Raw genomic sequence first — 23,535 nt, 5'->3', positions numbered from 1 at the left:
CGGCTAACACACCTTACCAAGTCCCTCACACACCATGGCACACGTTTTACTTTCATGGAGCCGCGCAGACGTCTGTTACGTTGTTCGATGTTCGTTGAAGAACGAACATCGAACAACAACGAAAGGAACGTCATGCCCAGCTCTACAACCCTGCACTTCTCGGACCGCGTCGCCATCGTCACGGGCGCGGGATCGGGCATCGGCCGGGCCACCGCAATCGCCCTGGCGACGTCGGGGGCGAGCGTCCTCGCCGTGGGGCGGCGGCAGGAGGCTCTGGAGGAGACCGCTCGCGCACACGCCAAGATCGCGGTCCTGTCGTCCGACATCTGCGAGGAGGACGCCGCCGACAGGATCGTCTCCACCGCTGTGGAGCGGTGGGGCCGGCTCGACCTGCTGGTGAACAACGCCGGCGTCACCGCCTTGATGCCCCTGGCAGAGACGGACCGCGCCGTGATCACCAACCTGTTCGAACTCAACGTGACGGCACCGAGCTTGCTCGCTCACGCGGCTCTGCCGCACCTGCGGGACTCCTCCGGTTCCATCGTCAACGTGTCGAGCACCTACGGCCACCGCCCCCTGGCCGGTGGAGCGCACTACGCCGCCACCAAGAGCGCCCTGGAACAGCTGACCCGCAGCTGGGCACTCGAACTCGCCCCCGAAGGAGTACGGGTGAACGCCATCGCGCCCGGCCCCACCGAGACCGACGTCCTGACCGCGGCAGGCCTGCCCGACGACACCATCACCCAGATCCGCGCCAATGAGCGCGAGCGCATCCCCACAGGCCGACTCGGCGACCCCAAGGACGTCGCGGACTGGATCCTGCGCATCGCCGACCCACAGGGCGCGCACGTCACCGGACAAATCCTCACGATCGACGGAGGGCTCGAACTCTCCTGAACCCACCGGAAGCACGGCCGCCTGAACCGCCCGGCACCGGACCGGAAGCGGGCGGAGAGGGCTCGGCGTGGGTGGGCGTGGATGGCTGTCGTCAACTCGCCCCAGCCCACACACGCGGTACATGCGGACCGGGGCTTCGAGCAGGCGGTGCGGTCGCCGCTGCGGCATCGCGCGTACATCGAGGCGTTGACCGACGGGGACGCCGAGACGTACGTACACCGTTTCCTGACGCGAGCCCCCATGGGCACAGCGCGCGGTTCGGCGGAGAACCGGCTGTAGCGTTCGCATTGTTCAGCCAATAACCAAACCGGGAAGGGCCCCGATCCGGCGCCTCCCGGCCGGCCCGGATGTCACACGCGTCCGCGCTCCTCGGTCTTTTCTTCGAGGAAGCACAAGAGACAAGGAATGGTGAACATGTCGTATCCGAATCAGGTGTACTGGGGAGACAGCGGTGAGGTCAGCGCTGATTTCCGTCCGGAGAGCACCCCGCCCAACCTCGGCGAAGCCGGCAGGGACGCCATCCACTACCTGGCGACCACGACCACCACCCGGGGCGAGTTCGGACTCTACCGAGTCGAGATGAGGGCGAAGGCGGGCGGCCCCAAGACACATTTCCACAAAACCATCTCGGAGTCCTTCTACATCCTCGACGGGACCGTTCGCCTCTTCGACGGCGCGCAGTGGATCGATGCGCGCAAGGGTGACTTCCTGCACGTGCCGCAGGGTGGTCTGCACGCCTTCCGCAACGACTCCGACGCCCCGGCCGAGATGCTGCTGCTGTTCACGCCGGGCGCGCCGCGTGAGGAGTACTTCGAGCAGGTGTCGCAACTGGCGGATGCCACGGACGAGGAACGCGCCAAGTTCTTCGACAAGCATGACTCCTACTTCGTGGAGTGATCCGGGTCGCTGTCACCGGCAAAGTGCCGGCCCGGCCGTAGTTCATGTACCGGGCCGTTCGACACCCCCCGCGTGCCCGGCCTCTGTCCGGCACGCCGACACCGGCCCCCGCGGCTTCGAGAAGGGACATCCCCCATGCCGTACGAGCCTTCGACCGTTTTGGATGCCGGCCCGTCGGACGGCGTGGATCCGGATGAGTTCGTCAGAGCGGCGATGCAGTGGCACTTCGATCCAGCGACCGGGTCCCGGTACTGGCTCAACCGGGCCGAGCAGCTCGACTTCGATCCCCGGCAGGACGTCAGGGGTGTGGCGGACCTGGTGCTTTTCCCCGACATGACGGACGAACTACGGGACGTGCCGGTGGCCGATCTGATCCCTCAGGGCTACGGCTCCCGGCCCAGGCTGTTGAACGTCTTCGACAGCGGCGGAACGACCGGCGCACCCAAGCGTGTCGTGCAGCTCGACGACTGGATGCGGCACAGCACGGAACAGGTGGACCGTCGCCTCCGGGCCCACGAACTGCCCCTCGGCGCCCAGTGGCTGACCGTCGCCCCCACCGGTCCGCACCTCGTGGGAGATGTGCTGCAACGTGCGGCGGCCTCGCTCGGCGGCCCCGGTCTGAGCATCGACATGGACCCCCGGTGGGTGAAGAAGCTGATCGCCGCGGGCAAGGCCGACGAGGTCGAGGCCTACACCGACCATCTGGTCGAGCAGTGTCGGCGCATCCTGCTCGGTCAGGACATCGGCGTCCTCGCCGCCACCACCGCGCTCCTGGAACGCTTCGCGCGTGAGGACGACCTCCTCGACACGATCAACGGCAAGGTCAAGGCGATCATCTGGGGTGGTACGCACATGGATCCCGACACACGCCATCTGCTGAGCACCGATGTCTTCCCCGACGTACCGGTCATCGGCATGTACGGCAACACGATGATGCTCACCGCGCTCATGGAACGCGTCGGACTGACCGCGTCGGAGCCGTGCGTGTTCGACCCGGTCTCCCCGTACGTCTTCCTGTCGGTCGTCGATCCCCACACCGGAGAGCCCGTGGAGGTCGGGGAGCGGGGCCAGGTCGTGGTCAGCCACGTCAGCAAGTCCATGCTGATACCACACAACGCGGAACGTGACACCGCACAGCGCGTCCCACCGGCCGATGGTCACGCCGGTGATGCCGTCGCGGATGTCGCACCGGTGCCCACCGTCCAGGGCGAAAAGGTGATCGAGGGCGTCTACTGATGGCGGCCACGCAGGCAGCCGGTCCGGTGTACCTGGATGCGCTGGGTCCCCGGGGAGCGTACCGGACGCGGGTTCCAGGCGTGGTGCCGGACGTGTCCGGCGCCGAGGTGGCGCGGCTGAGTCTTGTGCCACCGGTGTACGTCGCGCGGGCGATGGCCGCCCTTCGGAAGGCCGACCCGGTGCCGACGGCCGGCCTCGACGCCCTGCTGGCGGCGGCGGGCGACGCCTTCGCCTCCGGCACCATCGGCGGCCTGGGCGTGCGGGAGTACGAGCACCTGGTGAGCCGGGCCTCGGGCACTCCCTTGACGGTCGTGCGCGCCGCCACGCAGGGAACGGCACGGTTCGTTGCTCTTGCCCGCGCCTCCGCCGAGCGGGGCAGGCCGCAGGGCTCGGTCTCCGACCTGCGGGACGTGGCCGTACGCGGCGGACATGGCGTCTGGGCGCGGTGCGGCGAGGTGTTCGCCGTCAACGCCTCCGGCAACCATCCCGGCGTGCACCGACTGTGGCTGGAGGCGCTGGCGTTGGGCTACCGCGTAGCCGTCCGGCCGTCGAGGCGTGAGCCGTTCACCCCGTACCGGCTCGTCGGAGCGCTGCGCCGGGCCGGCGTAGGCGAGGACCAGTTGGTGCTGCTGCCCACCGACCACCGGGCCGCTGACACGGTGGTGCGCGGCGCCGACCGGGCCGTGGTGTACGGAGGCGACGATGTGGTCGCCCGGTACGCGCACGACCCACGGGTCCTTCCACAAGGACCGGGACGCACGAAGATTCTGATCACCGCGGACACCGACTGGCGTGATCACCTCGACACGATCGTGGGCTCCATCGGTGACGAGGGAGGTACGGCGTGCGTCAACACCACAGCGGTCCTCGTCGAGGGGGATCCGGCGCCCGTCGCCGAGGCTGTCGCAGCGCGTCTGTCCGTCCTGCCCAGCCTGCCTCCGCAGGATGAGCGGGCGGTGCTGCCGGTGTGCCCGTTGGACCGGGCGGTCGCTCTCAGCGCTCATCTGGGGGCGGTGTCGGCCGGGACGCGGGCCTGGCTCGGCGGGGACGGGATCGTCGACGATCTCGGTGACGGCAGTGCCGTGCTGCGACCTGCCGTCCATCAGGTCGACAGTGCCGACGCCGGGCAACTGCGGGCCGAACTCCCCTTCCCCTGTGTGTGGGTGGCGCCCTGGAGTCGGGCGGACGGCATCGCTCCGTTGCGTGACACACTCGTCCTGTCGGCGCTGACACGCAACGGGGAGCTGCTGGACGCGCTGCTGGCGGAGCCCAGCATCGCCAATCTGTACATCGGTGATCACCCGACCTACTGGATGGCGCCGGGTGTGCCCCACGACAGCTACCTGTCGGATTTTCTGATGCGCAGCAAGGCCGTCATCGGCGCGCTGTGACAGATGGGGAGGCCGAGGTCTCCCGGCGCACGGCGCTGTACACAGTTGCCAGGTGGCAATGTTCTGCGATGGATCGCACGGTGTGTCTGTGAGGTGTTCCCCACCCGGCGCCTGCGCGATCCCGGTGGCCGCGGCGGTCAGTGGGGCATGAGCAGCATGACCACCGTTCCCAGAGCCATGAATCCGTCCCAGAAGTGCCGGTAGGACTCACTGGGAGTCGAGAGGTCCACGGTATCCGCGGTGTCCACGGTCTCCGTGGTCGATCGCAGGATGGGCATGTCACGCGTCAGCGACCGGAGCGCGCACGCGAGCAGGCACAGCGCCAGCGCCGCGGTGACCACGTCCCCGGCCCTCGACTCCCCCACGGACCGGGCGAGATGCGGGGCCTGGTGCGCCGCCGGGAGCCCTCCGGCCTGGGTCTGGGTCGAAGGGCCCGCCGTGGCGTGGGGCATCCGGACCATCCAGGCCATCGCGGCCATGCCGACCGCGTAGGGCAGCCTCCCGGCGGTCGCGGCCAGCCTGGACTCGTGGCGGCGGCGGACAGCGGTCAGTGGGAACCACAGTGCGGCGGCCGCAAAGAACGTGGTCTGCGCCGTCTCCGGCAGCCCCCAGCCCCAAGGCATCGCCGCCATGGCCAGAGCCATGACGGCGTGCAGGAGATGGTCGATACGGCTGCGCCATCCGGAACGTGGTGACAGGACGCCGTGCCGCAGCCCGCGCAGGGCCGCGGCCGCGAACAGCGCCGTCAGCATGACGTACAGGACGTCAGGGACACTCATGCCTTGTCGCGTCCTCCCACGGAGCGAACGGGCTCCGTTCGGAACCGGCGTGTTCGTGCAGGCGGCAGATCAGTCGGTCGGCCGGGGGGCGCGCAGGTGGGCCCGCTTCTCCAGGTCCGCCTTGTCGACCAGTTCGAGCATGGGCTTGCCCGGCGCACACATCATGGTCACCACGAACCGGGTCCGTGCGTCCGTCAGCGCGTTGCCGTCCTGGTAGTGGATCACGTCACCGCCCGGCTCCCAGAACGTGCCGCCGACCTCGACCACACGCTCGGGCTCGCCTTCGAGCTCGAAACGGACGGCGCCCTCGATGACGTATCCGAACGCCGGCCCCGAGTGGCGGTGCGGAGGAGTGCCCGGGTCGCCGGGCTCCCACTCGACGTGAATGGTCATCGCCGAGGCGCCCTCGGGGATGGTGATCGGCGAGGCGTCCTGCAGCACCTTCACCGCCGTCATCCAGCTCTCCGACGCATCGTGCTGATCGGCTCCGTGCACGTGCGCTGAATCCTTGTCCGTCACTGTGTCGCACCTTCCGTAGGTCCACCATGTCATGGGGCGGGCACACTGTCCGCCAGAGGCCCGGTCGCGATCCCGTGACCGTTTGACAGTGTTGACCGAGCGCCTTGTGGTTCTGTGACACAGGTGACCATGGCCGCCCTGCCTGGCCGCCCCGGCCACGCGGATGCTGGGCGGGTCAGCACCACAACAGCGGCATGAGCCCTGTCCTGGGCCCTGTCCAGCCGACCTTCGCTGGCCCGCGATGCCTGGCACGGCACCTCGCCGCGTTGTCGGAGTCGTCCACGTACGGCCGGGCCATCCACAACGCCGACCATGCGCCGTAGGATGCTCCCCCGTGGCCTGAACGGCACGGGGGTACCCCCTGCACCAGACCGCCACAGGCTGAGCTGCGGACACAGGGTGCCCCTGGGATCGCTCCCGGTCGTCTGTGGCCGGTGACGCCCCAGCAGGCGGCGCGTGGACAACGAGTGTGCACATGTATTCCCACCGTGGGACCCGGCGGCCGATCTCTACCCGGTCGCGGACGCACCCTGCTCAGACGGCTTGTAGCATGAAGGCGACGAGGCCGGAAGGAACGACCATGCACGCTGGTGCCGACGCCAACTCCCTTGACCAGGCAACGAGGGACTTCCTCGCGGTACGTCCGCAGCTCTTCGGTATCGCGTACCGGGTGCTCGGCAGCGCTGTGGAGGCCGAGGACATCGTTCAGGACTCGTGGCTGCGGTGGCAGAACACGGACCGTGCGGACGTTCTCGAACCGGCGGCATTCCTGACCACGGTCACCACACGTCTGGCCATCAACGTCGCCCAGTCCGCACGGGTACGGCGGGAGTCGTACGTCGGTCCGTGGCTTCCCGAGCCGGTCAACACCAGTGCGGACCCGCAGGTGGGGGCGGAGCGGGCCGAGGCGGTCGAGCTGGCGGTGCTCCTGCTCCTGGAAAAGCTGAACCCGGTGGAGCGGGCCGCGTACGTCCTCCGGGAGGCCTTCGACTACCCGTACAGGCAGGTCGCGGACATCCTGGAAACGAGTGAGGCCAACACCCGCCAGTTGGTGAGCCGGGCGCGCAAGCACCTGGCCGCCGAGCGCCGTGAGCGCACCAGTCCGGCCGAACACCGGCGCCTTCTGGAGGTGTTCCTCAGCGCCGCGCAGACGGGCAATCTGACGGTGCTCGAAGAGGTGCTCACCGCGGACGTCGTCAGCTACTCCGACGGCGGAGGGGTGCGCGGCGCATCCAAGATCCCGGTCGTCGGACGTCTCCACGTCTCCAAGTACCTGGCGGCGTTCGCGCCACGTTTCTGGCCCCAGTCGGACCTGCGGTGGGTCGAGGCCAACGGACGGCCGGCCGTTCTCGTCTCGTCCGGCGGGAACGCTGTCGCCCTGCTGTGCCTCGATGTGTCCACGGAGGGGATCGACCGGATCATGTGGGTGATGAGTCCGGCCAAGCTGTCGCCCTATGTGGCGTCCCTGGACGGCTGAAGCGTCACCGGATACGTGTCACAGGAGCGATGACTCGTCGGTCTACCAGTTGCCCGGAACCCCGGATTCTGCAGACCGAAGGACGGAACAAGGTGACGTTGTCGTGAGCGGCACAGTGCCGCCTGCCTGCCGATGGGTGTACGGCCTTGCCCACCGAGGGAAGATGCCTCCACCGGCGGGCACTGTCCCTTCCTCCTCCTTTGTGTACGTGCTGTCGGGTGCCAGCCGGCGCACGTACCGCGACGACGCCGGAGTCATGCTGTGACCGAGCAGATCCCGTTGCCCAATCTCTCCACCGAGAAGGATTTCGACGGGGAGTCCTTCTCCGCCATCTACACGACGACCGTGACCGTCAGTGGCGGTGTGGCCGCGCACGGGCGGGCATCCGGGAGAGCACAGTCGTCCGACGGGGTCCTGGACCTCGACCTGCGCATGCCCGCGGAACTCGGAGGGGACGGCCACGGTACCAACCCTGAGCAGTTGTTCGCCGCCGGGTTCGCCGCCTGCTTCCACGGAACCCTGAGCCTGGTGGCGCGGCAGGCGGCTCTCGACCCCGCCGCGATCTCTGTGGAGGCGACCGTGGCCTTCGGGCGGGACCCGGAGGACGGCGGCTATCTGCTGCGCATCGATCTGGTGGTGAAGTGGCCGGGAGTCACTCCGGAGGAAGCCACGCCGTTGCTGGAGAAGGCCGACTCTCTGTGTCCCTACACGAGGATGGCTTGGCGCGGAACGCCGACGACGATCGCGCTGGCTTCCTAAGAGCTGTCCGGTCAGGACGGGAACCACAGGTCGGCGTCGGCCGCCTCCTCCTTGCGGATGGCGAACACGGCGATGTCCTTCTTGTCCGAGGTCTGGGGTGGCAGTCCGGCGACGAGAGGGTGGTCGCCGCGGCCGGCCGTCGGTTCTCCGTCCCGCCCGGGGGAACGCTGCCCGAAGTACTCGGCGTTGACGGATGTGTAGCCCAGTGCGGCGGGAGTTCGTCCTCATGGAAGATGGCCTCCACGGGGCAGACCGGTTCGCACGCGTGACAGTCGACGCACTCCGAGGGGTTGATGTAGAGCGTGCGTTCTCCCTCGTAGATGCAGTCCACCGGGCATTCCGTCACACAGGCCCTGTCCTTGATGTCGACGCAGGGCTGCGCAATGACGTACGTCATCTTCATTCTCCTTCGCCGTCAACGGAGTCGTGCACCGAGAGATGCGCGGTGCAGCCCGTCCGTACGGCTAGCCGTTATGACCAGGAGGCCTGTGAGGTTGTGACAGCAGCCTTCCACCGGAGCCTACGGGGGTGGCCCGCTACCTCGCTCCGCCGCGGACGTCACAAGTCACCTGATCACACGGTCTGTTGAGTGACTGTCCCAGCCTTGCTCGCACACGTGACACCGGAGACGAGGAACTCCGGCCTCCACGAGGATCACGGCCCAGACGTGCGGAACGGCATCGCCACCGACAAGCGTCTGATGTCGGAGAACCGCGTCGTCGCGGGGAGGAACGTCAACGTGTGGGATGTCATCGACACGGTCCGTGCCCTGATCGAACCCGGGGCGGACACCAACGACACCCTCCTCGCCGACCCCACCGTCCCCACCGTTCCTCTGGACAGTCTTCTCCCCTGGCCTCAGCCCAACGCGCGCACATCCGCAGGTCCGCCCGCTGTCGGCCGGAGACATGGTTCCCCACAGGCGGTTCCGGGGACGGCAGTCGGCAGCGGGAGTGTCACAAACACCCCGAGGGTCCGGTCAGAGTCAGTGACCATCCAAGCGATCGGAGCAATCGTGGTTGCCACCGAAAAACGTCTTTCCACCATGGTGCTGGTAATCGGTACGGGCGGTGCCGGCCTGCGGGCGGCGATCGAGCTGGCCGAGGCCGGTACCGACGTCCTCGCCGTCGGCAAGCGCCCCAAGGAGGACACCCACACGTCCCTCGCCGCCGGCGGCATCAACGCGGCCCTGGCCACGATGGATCCCGAGGACAGCTGGCAGCAGCACGCCGCTGACACACTCAAGGAGAGCTACCTGCTCGGCGATCCCCGCACCGCCGAAATGGTCACCCGGGGAGCCGCCCTGGGCATCGACGACCTCGAGCGCTACGGCATGGCCTTCGCCCGGGAGGAGGACGGCCGTATCTCCCAGCGCTTCTTCGGCGCGCACAAGTTCCGGCGCACCGCCTTCGCCGGCGACTACACCGGCCTGGAGATCCAGCGCACGCTCATCCGGCGCGCAAGCCAGTTGGACATCCCCATGCTCGACAGCGTGTACATCACCCGGCTCCTGACGCACGACGGCGCCGTGTTCGGGGCCTACGGCTTCGACCTGAGAGACGGAACGCGCTACCTCATCCACGCGGACGCCGTCATCCTCGCGGCGGGCGGCCACACCCGCATCTGGCGACGCACGTCGTCACGGCGCGACGAGAACACCGGTGACTCCTTCCGGCTGGCCGTGGAGGCCGGTGCCCGCCTGCGCGACCCCGAGCTGGTCCAGTTCCACCCCTCGGGCATCATCGAGCCGGAGAACGCGGCCGGCACGCTCGTCAGCGAGGCCGCGCGAGGCGAGGGCGGCATCCTGCGCAACGCCCTCGGCGAGCGGTTCATGAACCGCTACGACCCCGCGCGCATGGAACTGTCCACCCGCGACCGGGTGGCCCTCGCCTCCTACACGGAGATCAAGGGAGGCCGCGGCACGCCCAACGGCGGGGTGTGGCTCGATGTATCCCACCTCCCCCGGCAGACGATCATGAACCGCCTTCCCCGGGTGTACCAGACGCTTCTGGACCTGCAGATGCTGGACATCACCCGTGAACCGATCGAGGTCGCGCCCACGGCGCACTACTCGATGGGCGGGGTCTGGGTCCGGCCGGAGGACCACAGCACCGACGTACGCGGCCTGTATGCTATCGGGGAGGCGGCGAGCGGCCTGCACGGCGCCAACCGGCTCGGCGGCAACAGTCTCATCGAGTTGCTCGTCTACGGCAGGATCACCGGGCAGGCAGCCGCCGCCCACTCGGAGTCGCTGACCGCGCAGCCGCGCTCGGCGTCGGCGGTGGCCGGGGCCCGTGCGGAGGTCGACGAACTGCTCGCAGCAGACGGCCCTGAGAACGTGCGTGCGCTGCAACGTGCCATCCGCAACACCATGACCGAGCACGCGGGCGTGGTACGCGACGAGGAGGGGCTGCGCGCCGGGCTGGCGGAACTGGAGGTGATCGAGAAGCGGATGGAGAACGTCGGGATCCATCCCGACATCGCCGGATACCAGGATCTCGCGCACGCCTTCGACCTCAAGTCCGCCGCCCTGGCGGCTCGGGCCACTCTGGAAGCGGGACTCGAACGCCGTGAGACCCGCGGCTGCCACAATCGCAGCGACTATCCGGACCTTGACCCGGCTTTGCAGGTCAATCTGGTGTGGTCGCCGGCGACGGGTATCACGCGTGAGAGCATTCCTCCCATCCCGGACGAGATCGCCTCCCTGATGGAGGAAGTCTCCACCGAGGGCAAGCTCGCCGAGTAATCTTCCGGCCCTCGCTCTCCGCCGACAGGCGTCTTCCCTGCCCGCGTTTCCTGCCCACGTTTCCCGCCCGCCGTTCCCTGCCCGCGTTTCCTGCGGGTAATTCCCCTCACCGCACCGCGCGGTGCACCGTCATGGCGTGGCGCGGAAACCCGCCCGTCTCGTGAATGAAAATTCCCGAGATTCACCCGGGCCCCCTGTCACAAACCCCGTGACCATCCTGTCTTCCCTAGTACAGACGAAATCGACCGGTGCAAGCGAGCGGGCCGATCAGACCGACCGCGGGCATCAGACGAACCAGAAAAATACCCAGGAGAGGCTTTCCCATCATGAAGGTTGTAGTGATCGGTGGTACCGGACTCATCGGCTCGAAGCTGGTCGCCAAGCTCTACGAGCACGGCCACGAGGCGGTGCCGGCCGCGCCCAACACCGGCGTCAACACGCTGACGGGTGAGGGCCTTGCCGAGGTTCTGGAGGGTGCCTCGGTCGTGGTCGACGTGTCCAACTCCCCCTCGTTCGAGGACGATGCCGTCATGGAGTTCTTCCGTACCTCGACCACCAACCTCCTCAAGGCCGAGGCGGACGCCGGTGTGACCCACCACGTCGCGCTCTCCGTGGTCGGCACCGAACGGCTCCAGGAGAGCGGCTACTTCCGCGCCAAGCAGGTGCAGGAGGAGCTGATCAAGGACTCCGGAATTCCGTACTCCATCGTCCACGCCACGCAGTTCTTCGAGTTCATGAAGGGCATCGCGGCATCGGCGACCGACGGCCACACCGTACGTCTGGCCCCCGCGAAGATCCAGCCCATCTACTCCGACGACGTGGCCGCCGCCGTGGGCCGCACGGCGGTCGGCACCCCCGTCAACGGTGTGGTGGAGGTGGCCGGCCCCGACACGTTCCAGCTGAACGAACTCATCCGCGAGGGCCTCGCGGCCAAGAACGACCCGCGCACGGTCGTGGCGGATCCGTACGCCACGTACTTCGGCGCCGAGCTGCAGGAGACCACGCTCCTTCCCGGCCCCGACGCGCACATCGCCGGGACCCATTTCACCGACTGGCTCGCACAGCAGGACTGAGTCCCTACAGGGTGGCCCTGTCGTCAGGGCCACCCCGCCTCGGCCATTCCCTCCCCCGCCGCCCGAAAATACCGCGGCGACCTTGCGTACCGCGGAACGGCGAGCCGGGTTCGCGTCAGATATCCGGCGTCCATGTGCCCTCACCAGCAGAGCCCGAGGGAGCAGTGTCCTGCTATTTCAGCCGTCCGTCCGCGCGGTGCCGGATTCTCGTCCCATTCGACATCCCCAACACGAAGGAAGCGGCTCGCCATGCTCAAAAAACAGAACGAGACCACTGTTTCCGGCGTCAGCCCGTACGAGGAACTGACCGGTGTCTACACCATTGACCCGGTCCACAGCATGATCGGTTTCTCCGTCCGACGCGCCGTGATCTCCGATGTGCGTGGCATTTTCGACTCCTTCGGAGGTCTGCTGAAGCTCAATGGGTCCCAGTCGGCCTGGTCCGAGGCACATGTGAGCGTCCAGACCGAGAGCCTGGACACGGGGATCACCGACCGGGACGCACGCCTCAAAGGCCCCGACTACTTCGACTCCTCGACGTTTCCCCTGATGACCTTCCGCTCCACCAAGATCGTCCCCGTCGGTGACGACGAGTTCCGCCTGGTCGGCAACCTCAAGATCAAGGACATCGGACTGCCCATCGAGATCGACATCGAGATCGGCGGAGCCGGCCGGGACGCCTACGGCCTGAACAGGGTCGGTTTCGAAGGCAGGGCCACCCTGAAGCGTTCCGACTGGGGACTCACCTGGAACACCGCGCTGGAAACAGGCGGCGTCTTCGTCAGCGACAAGGTGACGTTGATCCTCGACATCTCCGCAGTCCAGGTCAACCAGGCGGCGGCCGCCTGACAACGGGACAAATGCCCACGCGTCGAACGTCTCTCAGTGGTGTCCGACGCGCCCGTCTGACCTCTTCCGCCTCCACCGACGCAGGACGAGTGATGAACTCAACCCCCATCCCTGAAACTCTCCTTACGGTCGCGGCCACCGTACGGTCTCTGACCGCCCAGGCCACCGAGCTCGGGAACCGTGCCGCCAACCTGCGCCAGGAGCTCGCACAGCTCGACGAGCGGATGCGGTCCGTGTCCGACGCGCTGCGCCGAATCCCCCGTGTCGGGGCCGCCCGGCAGGTCGTATCCGGTCAGGCCGCGGAGCATGCCGAGGATCAGCAGCAGGAAGCCGAAGACCCCGTTGGATTCTCGCGGCTTGCGGAACGCTCCCGTGAAGAAGACCCGCATCATGTGCACGAACGTGGCTGCGACGAAGATCAGTGCCGCCCAGTGGTGGACCTGTCGGATCAGCAGACCGCCACGGGCCTCGGGTCGCCACCGACCACTGCAGGTTGAACGACAAGTTCAGCGGAAGCCGTCGGCGTGGTCGACGGCCCACTGGGCGTAGGTGTGCGTCGGCGCGCCGGCGATCTTTTCGACGATGACGAGGTCACGGCCGGGACACCGTTGGCGGCGGCCCACTGACTCACGATCGCCTCGGCCACGATCGGATGCGTTGTCCTGCCGACTTCCGCGCGAGCCTGCTTGTCGGAGACGTGTTCAATCCGGATGTGGCGGTCGATGGCCTCGCCGATGTGCTCGACCTGGCGTCGCAGGGTCAGGGACTCGGACCCGTGGATGGTGTGGGTCTGGTGCGAGTGGCCCGGTTCGGTCAGGGCTGGATGTTCTCGAGGTCTTCCAGAAGGCGCGGGTGCTTCGGCTCCCAGCTGAGCGCCTGCCGGGTGTGGGTGCTGGACGAGGGCTGGTCGGTCGCGAAGATCGGGCCGAGAGGGCCATAGGTCTCCGATGGCACCGGCTCGACCGGCAGGCCCAGCCGTCGGCCGATGACCGCGGCGATGTCACGCACCGTGTCTCCCTCGTCGGCCACGGCGTGCCAAGAGGTACCGGCTTCAGCCTGCTCCAGGGCGAGCCGGAAGAGGACAGCCGCGTCGAGCGCGTGCACGGCCGGCCAACGCTGTGCGCCGTCGCCCGGGTAGCCGGACACTCCGGTCCGGCGTGCGATGCCGGTCAGCAAACCGGCGAACCCGCCCGTGCCCTGGTTGTGAACCGTGCGCGGCAAGCGTACGGCCGTGCTCCGGACCCCGCGCGCGGCCAAGCCCAGGACCGCCGTGACCGCGCGACCGCGACCACCGACCGGCCCGTCGGTCGACAGCGGGTCGGCCTCGGTGGAGACGCGGCCCGGCGTATAGGGCGTACTCGAGACGGTGACGAAGGCGCGGTCGCTGCCCATGAGTTCCTCGCCGAGGGTCGCGAGGGCGGCACTTTCCTCGGCGACCGCCCTCGCGAGGGCATCGGGGGTGCTGAAGTCGTTGGCGAATGCCAGGTGGATCACGCCGTCGGCCTGAGCAACGCCGTCGCGAAGGATGTCCAGATCGGTGAGACCTCCCCGGAGCGGCGCGGCGCCGGCCGCCTCGGCGACCAGTGCGGACGCGTCGGAGCGGGCGAGCGCGAGGACGGTGTGGCCGTTGCCGAGCAGTTCGGCGACGACGGCGGAACCGATCAGACCGGTGCCACCGGTGACAAAGACGCGCATGGAACTCTCCTACAAGTGATGGGACTCTTGTCCCATCACTCTACCAGGGTGACGGGACAAGAGTCCCATCGCATATGATGGACCCATGAGTCGGTGGGAACCAGGGGCGCGCGAACGCCTCGTCGTGGCTGCTGTCGACCTGTTCACCGAGCAGGGGTACGACGCCACGACGGTCGCGCAGATCGCCGAGCGTGCCGGGGTAACCAAAAGCACTTTCTTCCGGCACTTCCCCGATAAGCGCGAGCTGCTGGTGGCCGGACAGGAGACGCTGAGTCGGCTGCTGGCCGAGGGGATCGCCGAGGCGCCCGGTAACGCCGGCCCGCTCGAAGCGGTCGCCGCCGGTCTCGAGCGCGCCTCGAGCGCGATGGGCTCCATGAGTCGAGAGCTCGCCCCTCGCCTGAAGGCCGCCGTCGCCGCCAGCGCCGAGCTTCAAGCGCGTGACGCCCTCAAGAGCGTCAGCCTCGCGGCCGCGATGACAACCGCTCTGGTCGCCCGCGGCGTACCCGATCCGACCGCGGCTCTCGCGGGCGAGCTGGGCGTCCTCGCCTTCAAACGGGGGTACGCCGAATGGTCCGAGGGCGACCGTGGCGCCAACGACGAGCTCGCCCGGTACGCCCTGGCGGCCCTGGACGAGCTGCGTGCGGCGAGCGCATCGCTGGGCTGACCGCACAACCTCACCCGCTCATCGGCTGCTTGCGCATCGACCAATCGCTCGTCGGGCTCACCTATGGACGCTCACGGGCGTCGAACCGCTTGCTGCTGTCCGCGTGGCGGCAGCGGCCGACAACCGTCGATGACCACGACGTCGGCATCACCACACCTACCCCGGCGCCGGGGGCTCGATGCGGTCGTTACGGCAGCGGGCCGCCACCGCGGCCGCCAGCCGGTCGCGCGACACCCGCGCTCCTCCACCCCACCCGCCATCACTCGCTCACCTCAATGAGACGACCGGCACGGGGAACGACGAACCAGGGCCGTCACTCAGCGCTACACGCCACCTGACCGTAGCCATACGAGCACAGGGCCGAGGCGGCGTGGCCATGGTCACGGACACGGCTGCGGGGGGTGAGATCCATCCAGACACGTCTCTGGAGTGAGACGGCCTTGCCTCCCGTTCTCCTGCGGGAGGATCGCACTCGTCGGCGGCGTCTTGGGGAACGCTCCTTCAGGCGCCGGGCGCGGTCGCGTACCGGGAGCGAGAGTTGAAGTAGGCAGTGATTTTACTCGGATTGAACACCCACATCACCCTGCGAATGCCCTCGCGTGAGGCTGCAATCGTCATGAAGATCGAGGGCCGGCCGTCCCGGTAGAGCATCACTCCACTGCGACCGTTGGCTTCGACGGGCCGGACCTCCACCGCACCCCAGAACCTTGGGTAGGCGGTCGACAGGTTCGCCACGCGTGCGCGGCCGAGAACAGGAACGCGAGCGGCGCCGCGCATGCCGTTACCGTCGGAAAGGCTGACGGCGTCCGGGGTGAGGAGTGCCTCCAAGGAGGCGATGTCTCCCGTCCGGGCCGCCGAGACGAAAGCTTCCAGCAGTCGCCGGTGCTCCGTCACGTCCACGTTCTCCCGCTGCTCGGCCATCAGATGCCTGCGGGCCCGGCTCACGATCTTCCGGACGTTGACAAGGCTGAGTTGGAGCATGCCGGCGATATCGGCATAGGCGTAGTCGAACGCCTCTCTCAGGACGTATGCGGCCCGCTCGGTGGGGGTCAGCTTTTCCAGCACGAGGAGCAGCGCGAGTTCCAGTGCCTCGGCGCGCTGGGCGCCGGCCTCAGGATCGCTGCTGGTGTCGATGGGTTCGGGCAGCCATGGGCCGATGTAGGTCTCGCGGCGGACCCGGGCGGACTGGGCCACGTTTATGGCAAGCCGGGTGGTGGCAGTCGACAGAAACGCCGCGGGGCTCACCACTGCTGAACGGTCGGTCTTCTGCCAGCGCAGCCACACTTCCTGGACCACGTCCTCGGCCTCGACCGTGCTTCCCAGTACGCGGTAGGCGATGCCGAAAAGACGTGGTCGGAGCTCCACGAAGACAGAAACGGCATCGTCCAGGGTGCCTTCCGTGAGGGATGACTCGGGATGCACGAGCCTGCTGTCTCCGTTCCTGCGGACATGGATGCAGTTGAGTGGCGCGATCATGCGGCCATCGGCTGAACAGCCGCTCAGGCAAGGGCTTTGGGACAGGGGTGTACCGACCGACGGGTGTTCCGGGGCGGGCGGCCCGGGCCGCCCACGAGCGGTGACCACTGAGAATTCACGGCTGCTCCCATCGCGTCTGCTTCATTGACCACGACCGCCCCCGTTCTGTGACAGGTCTGCCGTGCCGAGTTGTTGTTGACACGTATAGGAAGTCGAGATTGTGACGTGTCACTCTCCGCCCAGCGCTCCCATGAGGAAGTGAACATGTCCATAAGCCCCTCCGGCCGGGGCCTTGAGACGGCGATTTGAGAGTGTTTGGTACCGAGCGGGCACGCAGTCCGACCAGTGGCGCGTTGCGATTGTCCACCGGCACGCGCCCGCTTGCCTCGGCGGAAGGCCGGCCGCAACGGCCGTTATTCGCGGCCACGCGGCGCGATGAGCGCGTGCGGGACCGTGACGACGGCGATACCGCCGGGCTGCCCGCCGGAACCGGTTTCCGCGGAGGGTCCTTCGTTCATTACCCGAGAGGTAATCGACCGCTTTCCGCCGCCCCGGCAGGATCAAGCACACCCGATCCGGCCACCCGAGGAGAGCTTCATGACCGCCACGTTTCCCGCCGCCAACGCGGGTCCCGCCGGACCGGCGCAGGACACCCGCGCCGTGGTCCAGGAGTTCCTTGCCGCCCGTATGGCCGGGGACACCGAGCGCCTCACCACGCTGTTCGCCGACGAGGTCGACTGGCTGCTCGCCGAGAACCCCGCCGTCCCGTGGATTCGGCCGCGCTCCACCGCCGCCGAATGTGCCGCCCAATTCTCGGAGTTGACCGAGCACACCGTGCCCGAGGACGCCCGCGCGAGCGTTGACACCTTCCTGGTCGACGGCACAGACGCCGTGCTGATGGGGCACCTCTCGGGCACTGTCCGCGCGACCGGCAGGTCCTTCGCGGGCCCCTTCGCGCTGCGGCTCACCGTCGAAGAGGGGCGGATCACCCGCCACCACCTCTACGAGAACAGCGTGTCGATAGCCGAGGCGTGCACCGAGCTCGGCGGCCCTGCGGCTACGATCCCGGGATCGAAGTGACTCCCAGCTGTGTGCCCCCTCACCATCACGAACGCCCGTCCTTCACCCTGGCTGACACCACCGTCCATTTCCTCAATGCGGCACCAGTCGAGGCCGCCGGCCCACGACCGCTTCCACGTTGAGGCACCGGGCAGTGGCCGCCAAGGGCGCCCGCCGCAAACGGCCAGGCTGGGCGATCCAACCCGGCACCGCCGCTGTCCGGGGACCTTCCCTGGTGAAGGGGCGCGCCGAGCCAGCACCGGTGTACCGGTCGCTGCGTAAGGCGTTCCAAGACTCACGGTCGTGGTGTACCGGAGATACGTAGGTGCCCACGCCGAGCGTAGGTGCCTACGCCGAGCGGAGTCAGCCCCACCTCCTCACAACGTGTGAATGTCGGGTCTCATTCGCCGTATGTCTTTGCTGGATTGCTGTGTCCCGTCGGCGGGTCTGGCGGGGCGCCGAGGCGATTCCAGGAGCGCAGTTTGTCAGGGTTGAGGATGGCCCAGACCTGGACGACCTGCGGGCCGGCGATGTCGAGGCTGATGACCGCGGCGACCTGATGGTCGTACCGGACGACGAGGCCGGTGCGTCCGTTGACGGAGTGGGTGTGCACGGTGGTGCTCGGGCGCCGGGCCAGCAGGGTCAGGAGGCTGCGGGCGACCTGTTCGTTGCCCTGCACGGGCCTGGCCAGGGCCCGGACCTTGCCGCCGCCGTCGAAGAAGGCTGTGGCGTCGGGTGCCAGCAGGGACGCCAGCCGCTCGGCGTCCTCGGCCGCGCATGCCTGCCGTACCGCGCGGGCCACCGCGTCGTGCTGCCGCGGTGTCGTGGGCCGCGAGCGGCGGGCCCGCAGACTCCGGCGGGCACGCTCGGCCAGATCGGCGCACTCCCGCTCCGGCTGTCCCACGATGTCGGCCACCGCACCCGGCGCCATCCCGAAGACGTCGTTGAGCACGAACGCCGCCCGCTCAGCCGGAGACAACGAATCCAACGCTTTGAGCAGTACCGCACTGATCTCCTGCTCCAGCATCCGGTACTGCCCCGCGTCGACCTCACCGGCCTCCTTACCGGCCGCCAAGGGCTTCCCTCGGTCGGGGAGGGCCAGTCGGTCCAGACAGATGCCGCCCGCGACCTTCGCCAGCCAGGCCCGCGGGTCCGTGATCTGCGCCCGCGCCGACTCCGACAGCTCATACCACCGCCGGTAGGTCTCATCAATCACGCTCTCGGCCGCATCACCGCTGCCCAGCATCCAGTAGGCGACATCCAGCAGATGCCGTCGCTCCTCCAGCAGGTCCGCGATCGGCACCGCGTCATCGGCATGCTCCATACCGCAGCCTCCCTCTCCAACGGCACCCCGCAACACACTCGTTGCGGCGGTCCTTCAGATGGCCGGTCCCCGCATCATGGCCGACACCGTTCCTCAGCGGCAGTGCGAAGGCACGTGCCGAGAAGACGCTTCCTCCGTGTACGAAGACGCCGCACCGGTGGTCCCGCTCACCGCTGAAGACAGGGCTTCGAGCAAGCTTGTGAACACCCCTCGGCAGCAGGGGTGAGAGAGCGGCCATGTCGCCTACGGGCGGGCGCAATGGTGGCTGCAAGGTGCAGCTCCCCTGCCTGGTCCCTTCTCGGACTCTGCTGGGCAGATACATCCGATGGCACAGGATCTCGCGCACGGTGTCCTCGATTTCTATCGTCTCGTCAGCTAGACCGGACAATCGCGGACGTTGTGACATTGCTCTCGCGGACACTGGTCCGTCCCTCCGTCCCTCCGTCGCCGGGTCCGGAGCACTTCTGCTCCCGGGTCAGCTGGTTTCAGACGGCTCCTCGGTGAAGATTGTCTGCAGGTGCCGTGTCCCTCATATCGGCTCCCGACCCTGCTGCGCTCTCATCCGCCAGGGCAACGAACGGCTTCGCCTTCGCCATGGCGTTGCGCGCCACCGGAACAGGAGCGCGTACTACGGCAAGGCGCCGAGAACACCGGCGGGAGAGCGAGAGCACCGGGATCTCTCGCCTCCGGCCGAAGGACGCGAGGCCGTATCACACTTTCTTCGGGCATCCCGGCGAATGGATACAAGCCCTTTCCCGGACCACCGTCAGTGACCGGGCCGCGGAGGCGGAAAAGCGTGGAGCCCACGTCGGCTCTCCGAGCCATCACAGTGCCGCTTCCGACTCAGTCGACGCATGCCTCACGTAGCTCAACGGCTCCATCACCTGCCGCCCTTGACGAGTCGGGCGCCCTGCCCTGCCCGCCGGCGGTGACATGGCCGGCGCCCGGCGGAGATGCCTCGCCCGCTCCTGTGTGCACGCTGCCTCTAACCCGTTGCGTTTCCCTCTGGCCAGTGGCGACAATGGAATGAACAAAGTTCATCGTCAGAGCCACATGTGGTCAACCTGGCCCTTCTCCGAGTGGAACACGCTCCTGCATATGATGTTCAGTGGTGTCTGCTCGGCCCGCGGGCCGAACGACATCGCGGGTAAGCCGGGCGAGGACGCGAGAACAAGGGTTGAGGACGAGAGGAACACATGGTCTCTGTAACCCACACAGCACATAACATTGAGATCGCCGCTGAGAGTCTCCGGGAAGATCTGGCCCGCCTGGCAATCCAGAAGCAGGCGCTGGAGAGGGAGCTGGCCGCGATCGTTGCCCATCTCGATTCCGTCCAGCGAGCTCTCAGTGCCCTCCAGGCAGTGATGTCCCAGTCCGGCCCCACATCGAACGACGCCGCAGGGGCGCCTCGGGGTCCGGCTCCAGCAGACGTGGCGCCGCAGGCGGAGCTGCCGTCCTTCGAGTCGGCGGGCTCATCGGACACGACAGGGCTCCGGGCCCGGCAGACGGCAAGCCGGTCGGACGTACAGGAGTCCGCTTCCGCGGCGGCGCCTGCCAAGGACAGCCCGGCGCCGGGATCCCACGCCGACGCCGACAGGCAAAGGAAGTACGGCGAACTCACCGAACAGATCCTGGAGTACTTCGCCGGAGTCGGCAACGTCGACGTGCGCGCTCGCGATGTCGCGGCAGCGCTCGGCCGGGACACCGACAGCAGCAGCATCAACGCGGTCAGGAGCACCCTCGACCGCCTGGTCGGCACCTCCCGGATCCGCAGAACGGGCCGGGGTCTGTACCGCGCCCGGAAGTCCTGAAGAGCGCCACTTCCAGGACGGTGGCCTTTCCGACGCCGCATGCCCGGACGGGCAATCCGCTCAGGGGACCGCCCACGGGGGAAGGGCGGTGCCCGGAACGCCACACCTGCTCGGCTCTGGGCCGCAGGTACCAACACGTTCGGACATCTGTCACGGGAACCGTGTCGAACACAATGTCGTGAACGTTGTGTTCAGCATGCCAAATTCACTCGTTCCGACCACACGGTCCTCCAGGCGTACCGATAATGCGGTAGCCTCGCCCGCCTCCTCGCGCGGCGTCGTCCGTCCTTTGGCAGCAACGGACGGACGAACTCCCGTTCCGCATCGGACAGTTCATGACGACGTATCGCCCCGTCATGATCCACTGCCCAAGACCACTTGATGACAGCTCCTAGGAACCGGCGTCGGTCCCTGCGGCGGTGGCCTGCTGGGACTCCACCTGGGCGAGGCGGTTGCGCAGGGCGGTGGTGACCGCCTGGTACGAGTCGCTGCCCAGCACCAGCCTCAGCGGGGCGGGCTGCTGCGCCGCGCTGTCGATGATGCGAGCCGCGATCTTCGCCGGGTCACCGCGAAGTGGGACGGGGGTTTCCTTGAATTGGCGCACGAACGCGGCCGGCGTCTCGTCGTAGGCGGACAGCGGCTCGCTGAGCTGCAGGCTGCCGCGGGCGAACGCGGTGCTTGCGCCGCCCGGCTCGATCAACGTCACCTCGACGCCGAACGGGGCCACTTCCTGGGCGAGGGCCTCCATGAAGCCCTCGACGCCCCACTTGCTCGCGTGGTAGAGCGAGGCGCCCGCGTGCGCCGCGAGACCGGCGACCGAGGAGAGCTGGATCAATCGGCCACCGCCCTGGGCGCGCAGGTGGGGCAGCGCCGCCCGGACCGTCTGGATCGAGCCGAGGAGATTGGTGGCGATCTGATGCTGGACCTGCTCGTCGGTGAATTCCTCGGCCGCGCCGAAGAGTCCGTAGCCGGCGTTGATGACCACGACGTCCAGACGGTCGAGGTCGGCGAAGGCGGCGTCCACGACCTCGCGGATCCTCGGCAGGTCGGTGATGTCGAGGTGGCCGAGCCAGAAGCGGTCGCCGTACAGGGCCCGGAGATCATCGACCGAGCCCTCTCGTCGGACCGTCCCGGCGACCCGGTCGCCGCGTGCGAGAAGCTGCTCGGCCAGTTCCCGCCCGAAACCGCTGTTGACCCCGGTGATGAACCATGTGCGAGTTGTCATACTCCCGATCTTCGCGAGCACAAGTGCCGCCCGGCAGCCCCTGGTGTTCCTGGTAGTAGGAGGGATACCCATCCGGCCGTCGCTGCGCCATATCGTTGCCCCATGCACAACGACCTCGGGGATTTCCTGCGCGCGCGGCGTGAGCTGGTCACGCCCGCGGAAGTGGGCCTGCCACCCGGGAACGGCCTGCGCAGGGTGCCCGGGCTGCGCCGCGAGGAGGTGGCCATGCTGACCGGGATCAGCGCCGAGTACTACGTGCGCCTCGAGCAGGGCCGCGACCGCAGCCCCTCAGACCAGGTGATCGAGGCGATCGCCGGGGTGCTCCAGCTGGACGCGGAGAGCACCGCGTACCTGATGGCGCTCGCCGGCCCGAGGACTCATCGTCACCCCGCCCGGCGAGAAGAGCGCGTGCCCCCGGGCCTCGTCCTGCTGCTCCGGACGACCAACGTGCCCGCCATCGTCCTCAACAAGTACAGCGATGTACTGGCCGCCAACCCGCTGGCTCAGGAGCTGTCGCCAGGCATGGTGCCGGGCGTGAACCGGCTGAGGGCGCTGTTCACCGACCCGGCGGCCCAGGACTACCAGCCCGACTGGGAGCGGTATACGGCCATCGCGGTGGCCCACTTGCGCGCCCAGATCGGCACGGAAACCGAGGACGAGCGCCTGCACGCGCTGATCGGCGAGCTGTCGCTCAAGAGCGACAGGTTTCGGCAGCTGTGGGCGCGCCACGACGTACGCACGGCCCGCGGTGGGAACTTCCTGATACGGCATCCGCGGGTCGGCGACCTGGAGTTGCTGGTCGAGAAGTTCTCCGTAGTCGGTGCCGACGGGCTGGAAGCGCTGTTCCTGCACGCCGAACCCGGTACTCGCTCGGCCGATGCCCTAGCGACGCTGGCCTCGCTGGTCACAGCGGACTAGGTGTACTGACCCGTGAGGTTGGGGACGCGGCTGGCGGGTGGTTGGCCCTTGAGTGCGGTGTGTCCGCGGTGGTGATTGTAGTTGTGGAGCCAGGCGGGGTATGCCTCGCGTCGCTCTGTCTCGCTCCGGTAGGGCTGTGCGTAGGCCCATTCGTCGAGGAGGGTGCGGTTGAACCTCTCCACTTTCCCGTTGGTCTGGGGCCGGTAGGGCCGGGTTCGTTTGTGGGTGATCCCGGCCGCGGCGAGGGTGTCGCGCCAGGGGTGGGATTTGTAGCAGGCGCCGTTGTCGGTCAGGACGCGTTCGACGGTGATCCCGGCCTGGGTGAAGAACGCGTGGGCGCGGTGCCAGAATCCGGTGGCGGTCTCCTTCTTCTCGTCGGTGAGGATCTCGCTGTAGGCGAGGCGGGAGTGGTCGTCGACGGCGTTGTGGAGGTAGCTGTAGCCGGCTCCGGACCGGGTCTTGCGGCCGGCCTGGCGTCCGAGGGTTTTGTGGCCTCCGCCGTCGGGGATGTTGCCGAGTTTCTTGATGTCGACGTGGACCAGTTCGCCGGGGCGCTCACGTTCGTAGCGGCGTATGACGCGGCCGGTGACACGGTCCAGATGGGTCAGGCGGGCGAGCCGGTAGCGGGTCAGGACGCGGTGGACGGTCGCGGGGTTCAGCCCGAGGAGGTAGGCGATGCGGGCCGGTCCCCACCGGCGCGGCACGCGGACCTTGATGATCCGGCGTTCGGTGCGGGTCGG

General features: G+C 68.2%; 21 protein-coding genes and 2 pseudogenes. 14 read left to right on the top strand and 9 right to left on the bottom strand.

Translation table 11 applies throughout. The features are described 5' to 3' along the window. The first annotated feature begins 132 nt into the window (after nucleotides 1-132). From ACIRQP_RS37245 to ACIRQP_RS37225, 5 genes are all read left to right on the top strand, one after another. Entirely contained in the window at nucleotides 133-897 is a 765-nt protein-coding gene (locus ACIRQP_RS37245) for an SDR family NAD(P)-dependent oxidoreductase (RefSeq protein WP_403898767.1), read from the top strand. 81 nt (nucleotides 898-978) lie between these two features. Next, the gene (locus tag ACIRQP_RS37240; protein ID WP_403898764.1) at nucleotides 979-1,176 is read left to right on the top strand and encodes a hypothetical protein; all 198 of its coding nucleotides are present in this window, start codon (nucleotides 979-981) and stop codon (nucleotides 1,174-1,176) included. Between the two features lie 135 nt (nucleotides 1,177-1,311). Beyond that, nucleotides 1,312-1,794 (top strand): cupin domain-containing protein, encoded by a 483-nt coding sequence (locus ACIRQP_RS37235; protein ID WP_403898761.1) that lies wholly within the window; start codon nucleotides 1,312-1,314, stop codon nucleotides 1,792-1,794. A 135-nt stretch (nucleotides 1,795-1,929) separates the two neighbouring features. Then, nucleotides 1,930-3,030, top strand: a complete 1,101-nt coding sequence (locus ACIRQP_RS37230) for a phenazine antibiotic biosynthesis protein (protein ID WP_403898758.1) — start codon at nucleotides 1,930-1,932, stop codon at nucleotides 3,028-3,030. Then, a complete protein-coding gene (locus tag ACIRQP_RS37225; RefSeq protein WP_403898755.1) occupies nucleotides 3,030-4,421 on the top strand; it encodes an aldehyde dehydrogenase family protein in 1,392 nt (463 codons plus the stop codon). The genes ACIRQP_RS37230 and ACIRQP_RS37225 overlap by 1 nt, the downstream gene beginning before the upstream one ends. A 137-nt stretch (nucleotides 4,422-4,558) precedes the next feature. Here ACIRQP_RS37225 and ACIRQP_RS37220 read toward each other — a convergent pair whose 3' ends face one another. Beyond that, nucleotides 4,559-5,200, bottom strand: a complete 642-nt coding sequence (locus ACIRQP_RS37220; protein ID WP_403898752.1) for a DUF5134 domain-containing protein — start codon at nucleotides 5,198-5,200, stop codon at nucleotides 4,559-4,561. A gap of 69 nt (nucleotides 5,201-5,269) precedes the next feature. Continuing rightward, nucleotides 5,270-5,656 (bottom strand): cupin domain-containing protein, encoded by a 387-nt coding sequence (locus ACIRQP_RS37215; protein WP_403898839.1) that lies wholly within the window; start codon nucleotides 5,654-5,656, stop codon nucleotides 5,270-5,272. Between the two features lie 643 nt (nucleotides 5,657-6,299). Here ACIRQP_RS37215 and ACIRQP_RS37210 point away from each other — a divergent pair. After that, nucleotides 6,300-7,196: an RNA polymerase sigma-70 factor gene (locus ACIRQP_RS37210; protein WP_403898749.1), complete on the top strand. Its 897-nt coding sequence runs from the start codon at nucleotides 6,300-6,302 to the stop codon at nucleotides 7,194-7,196. 261 nt (nucleotides 7,197-7,457) lie between these two features. Then, nucleotides 7,458-7,955: an Ohr family peroxiredoxin gene (locus tag ACIRQP_RS37205; RefSeq protein WP_403898746.1), complete on the top strand. Its 498-nt coding sequence runs from the start codon at nucleotides 7,458-7,460 to the stop codon at nucleotides 7,953-7,955. A gap of 11 nt (nucleotides 7,956-7,966) precedes the next feature. Here ACIRQP_RS37205 and fdxA read toward each other — a convergent pair. After that, nucleotides 7,967-8,352: pseudogene (gene fdxA / locus ACIRQP_RS37200) on the bottom strand (ferredoxin). Between the two features lie 648 nt (nucleotides 8,353-9,000). On the opposite strand from fdxA, the gene ACIRQP_RS37195 reads away from it, so the two are divergent. The 3 genes from ACIRQP_RS37195 to ACIRQP_RS37185 all read left to right on the top strand — a co-directional run bounded on the left by ACIRQP_RS37195 (nucleotide 9,001) and on the right by ACIRQP_RS37185 (nucleotide 12,623). Continuing rightward, on the top strand, nucleotides 9,001-10,701 hold the full coding sequence (locus tag ACIRQP_RS37195) for an L-aspartate oxidase (RefSeq protein ID WP_403898743.1): 1,701 nt from the start codon (nucleotides 9,001-9,003) through the stop codon (nucleotides 10,699-10,701). Between the two features lie 326 nt (nucleotides 10,702-11,027). After that, nucleotides 11,028-11,774: an SDR family oxidoreductase gene (locus ACIRQP_RS37190; protein WP_403898741.1), complete on the top strand. Its 747-nt coding sequence runs from the start codon at nucleotides 11,028-11,030 to the stop codon at nucleotides 11,772-11,774. 249 nt (nucleotides 11,775-12,023) lie between these two features. Then, nucleotides 12,024-12,623 (top strand): YceI family protein, encoded by a 600-nt coding sequence (locus tag ACIRQP_RS37185; protein WP_403898738.1) that lies wholly within the window; start codon nucleotides 12,024-12,026, stop codon nucleotides 12,621-12,623. A 275-nt stretch (nucleotides 12,624-12,898) separates the two neighbouring features. On the opposite strand, the pseudogene ACIRQP_RS37180 reads toward ACIRQP_RS37185, so the two are convergent. Continuing rightward, nucleotides 12,899-13,093, bottom strand: a pseudogene (locus tag ACIRQP_RS37180) (cytochrome b N-terminal domain-containing protein); the annotation flags it as partial. 343 nt (nucleotides 13,094-13,436) lie between these two features. Next, nucleotides 13,437-14,318, bottom strand: coding sequence for an SDR family oxidoreductase (locus ACIRQP_RS37175; RefSeq protein ID WP_403898735.1), 882 nt, complete (start codon nucleotides 14,316-14,318; stop codon nucleotides 13,437-13,439). An 85-nt stretch (nucleotides 14,319-14,403) separates the two neighbouring features. On the opposite strand from ACIRQP_RS37175, the gene ACIRQP_RS37170 reads away from it, so the two are divergent. Continuing rightward, nucleotides 14,404-14,982, top strand: coding sequence for a TetR/AcrR family transcriptional regulator (locus ACIRQP_RS37170; RefSeq protein ID WP_403898732.1), 579 nt, complete (start codon nucleotides 14,404-14,406; stop codon nucleotides 14,980-14,982). Between the two features lie 501 nt (nucleotides 14,983-15,483). On the opposite strand, the gene ACIRQP_RS37165 is transcribed toward ACIRQP_RS37170, so the two are convergent. After that, nucleotides 15,484-16,404, bottom strand: coding sequence for an RNA polymerase sigma-70 factor (locus ACIRQP_RS37165; RefSeq protein ID WP_403898836.1), 921 nt, complete (start codon nucleotides 16,402-16,404; stop codon nucleotides 15,484-15,486). A 651-nt stretch (nucleotides 16,405-17,055) separates the two neighbouring features. Between ACIRQP_RS37165 and ACIRQP_RS37160 the strand changes: the two genes are divergently transcribed. Further along, complete coding sequence (locus ACIRQP_RS37160) at nucleotides 17,056-17,538, top strand: nuclear transport factor 2 family protein (RefSeq protein ID WP_403898729.1); 483 nt, start codon at nucleotides 17,056-17,058, stop codon at nucleotides 17,536-17,538. Between the two features lie 379 nt (nucleotides 17,539-17,917). Here the strand turns inward: ACIRQP_RS37160 and ACIRQP_RS37155 are convergent, their stop codons facing one another. Continuing rightward, entirely contained in the window at nucleotides 17,918-18,841 is a 924-nt protein-coding gene (locus ACIRQP_RS37155; RefSeq protein ID WP_403898727.1) for a sigma factor, read from the bottom strand. Nucleotides 18,842-20,037: 1,196 nt separating this feature from the next. On the opposite strand from ACIRQP_RS37155, the gene ACIRQP_RS37150 reads away from it, so the two are divergent. Next, entirely contained in the window at nucleotides 20,038-20,652 is a 615-nt protein-coding gene (locus tag ACIRQP_RS37150; protein ID WP_403898724.1) for a hypothetical protein, read from the top strand. Between the two features lie 391 nt (nucleotides 20,653-21,043). On the opposite strand, the gene ACIRQP_RS37145 is transcribed toward ACIRQP_RS37150, so the two are convergent. Beyond that, entirely contained in the window at nucleotides 21,044-21,877 is an 834-nt protein-coding gene (locus ACIRQP_RS37145) for an SDR family oxidoreductase (protein ID WP_403898722.1), read from the bottom strand. 102 nt (nucleotides 21,878-21,979) lie between these two features. On the opposite strand from ACIRQP_RS37145, the gene ACIRQP_RS37140 reads away from it, so the two are divergent. Further along, entirely contained in the window at nucleotides 21,980-22,795 is an 816-nt protein-coding gene (locus ACIRQP_RS37140) for a helix-turn-helix domain-containing protein (protein WP_403898719.1), read from the top strand. Here the strand turns inward: ACIRQP_RS37140 and ACIRQP_RS37135 are convergent. Beyond that, the coding region (locus ACIRQP_RS37135; RefSeq protein ID WP_403898716.1) for an IS481 family transposase at nucleotides 22,792-23,535 on the bottom strand (744 nt) is incomplete at its 5' end. The genes ACIRQP_RS37140 and ACIRQP_RS37135 overlap by 4 nt on opposite strands.

The sequence above is a fragment of the Streptomyces sp. NPDC102274 genome (assembly GCF_044766385.1).
GTDB lineage: Bacteria > Actinomycetota > Actinomycetes > Streptomycetales > Streptomycetaceae > Streptomyces.
This window is presented reverse-complemented; position numbering and strand designations above follow the sequence as displayed.

Coding starts and splice junctions, on each gene's coding strand:
- ACIRQP_RS37175 (WP_403898735.1), bottom strand. CDS start 14,318: ATGCGCGTCTTTGTCACCGGTGGCACCGGTCTGATCGGTTCCGCCGTC.
- ACIRQP_RS37170 (WP_403898732.1), top strand. CDS start 14,404: ATGAGTCGGTGGGAACCAGGGGCGCGCGAACGCCTCGTCGTGGCTGCT.
- ACIRQP_RS37220 (WP_403898752.1), bottom strand. CDS start 5,200: ATGAGTGTCCCTGACGTCCTGTACGTCATGCTGACGGCGCTGTTCGCG.
- ACIRQP_RS37210 (WP_403898749.1), top strand. CDS start 6,300: ATGCACGCTGGTGCCGACGCCAACTCCCTTGACCAGGCAACGAGGGAC.
- ACIRQP_RS37230 (WP_403898758.1), top strand. CDS start 1,930: ATGCCGTACGAGCCTTCGACCGTTTTGGATGCCGGCCCGTCGGACGGC.
- ACIRQP_RS37225 (WP_403898755.1), top strand. CDS start 3,030: ATGGCGGCCACGCAGGCAGCCGGTCCGGTGTACCTGGATGCGCTGGGT.
- ACIRQP_RS37235 (WP_403898761.1), top strand. CDS start 1,312: ATGTCGTATCCGAATCAGGTGTACTGGGGAGACAGCGGTGAGGTCAGC.
- ACIRQP_RS37240 (WP_403898764.1), top strand. CDS start 979: ATGGCTGTCGTCAACTCGCCCCAGCCCACACACGCGGTACATGCGGAC.
- ACIRQP_RS37185 (WP_403898738.1), top strand. CDS start 12,024: ATGCTCAAAAAACAGAACGAGACCACTGTTTCCGGCGTCAGCCCGTAC.
- ACIRQP_RS37140 (WP_403898719.1), top strand. CDS start 21,980: ATGCACAACGACCTCGGGGATTTCCTGCGCGCGCGGCGTGAGCTGGTC.
- ACIRQP_RS37155 (WP_403898727.1), bottom strand. CDS start 18,841: ATGGAGCATGCCGATGACGCGGTGCCGATCGCGGACCTGCTGGAGGAG.
- ACIRQP_RS37195 (WP_403898743.1), top strand. CDS start 9,001: ATGGTGCTGGTAATCGGTACGGGCGGTGCCGGCCTGCGGGCGGCGATC.
- ACIRQP_RS37145 (WP_403898722.1), bottom strand. CDS start 21,877: ATGACAACTCGCACATGGTTCATCACCGGGGTCAACAGCGGTTTCGGG.
- ACIRQP_RS37190 (WP_403898741.1), top strand. CDS start 11,028: ATGAAGGTTGTAGTGATCGGTGGTACCGGACTCATCGGCTCGAAGCTG.
- ACIRQP_RS37160 (WP_403898729.1), top strand. CDS start 17,056: ATGACCGCCACGTTTCCCGCCGCCAACGCGGGTCCCGCCGGACCGGCG.
- ACIRQP_RS37215 (WP_403898839.1), bottom strand. CDS start 5,656: ATGACGGCGGTGAAGGTGCTGCAGGACGCCTCGCCGATCACCATCCCC.
- ACIRQP_RS37245 (WP_403898767.1), top strand. CDS start 133: ATGCCCAGCTCTACAACCCTGCACTTCTCGGACCGCGTCGCCATCGTC.
- ACIRQP_RS37150 (WP_403898724.1), top strand. CDS start 20,038: ATGGTCTCTGTAACCCACACAGCACATAACATTGAGATCGCCGCTGAG.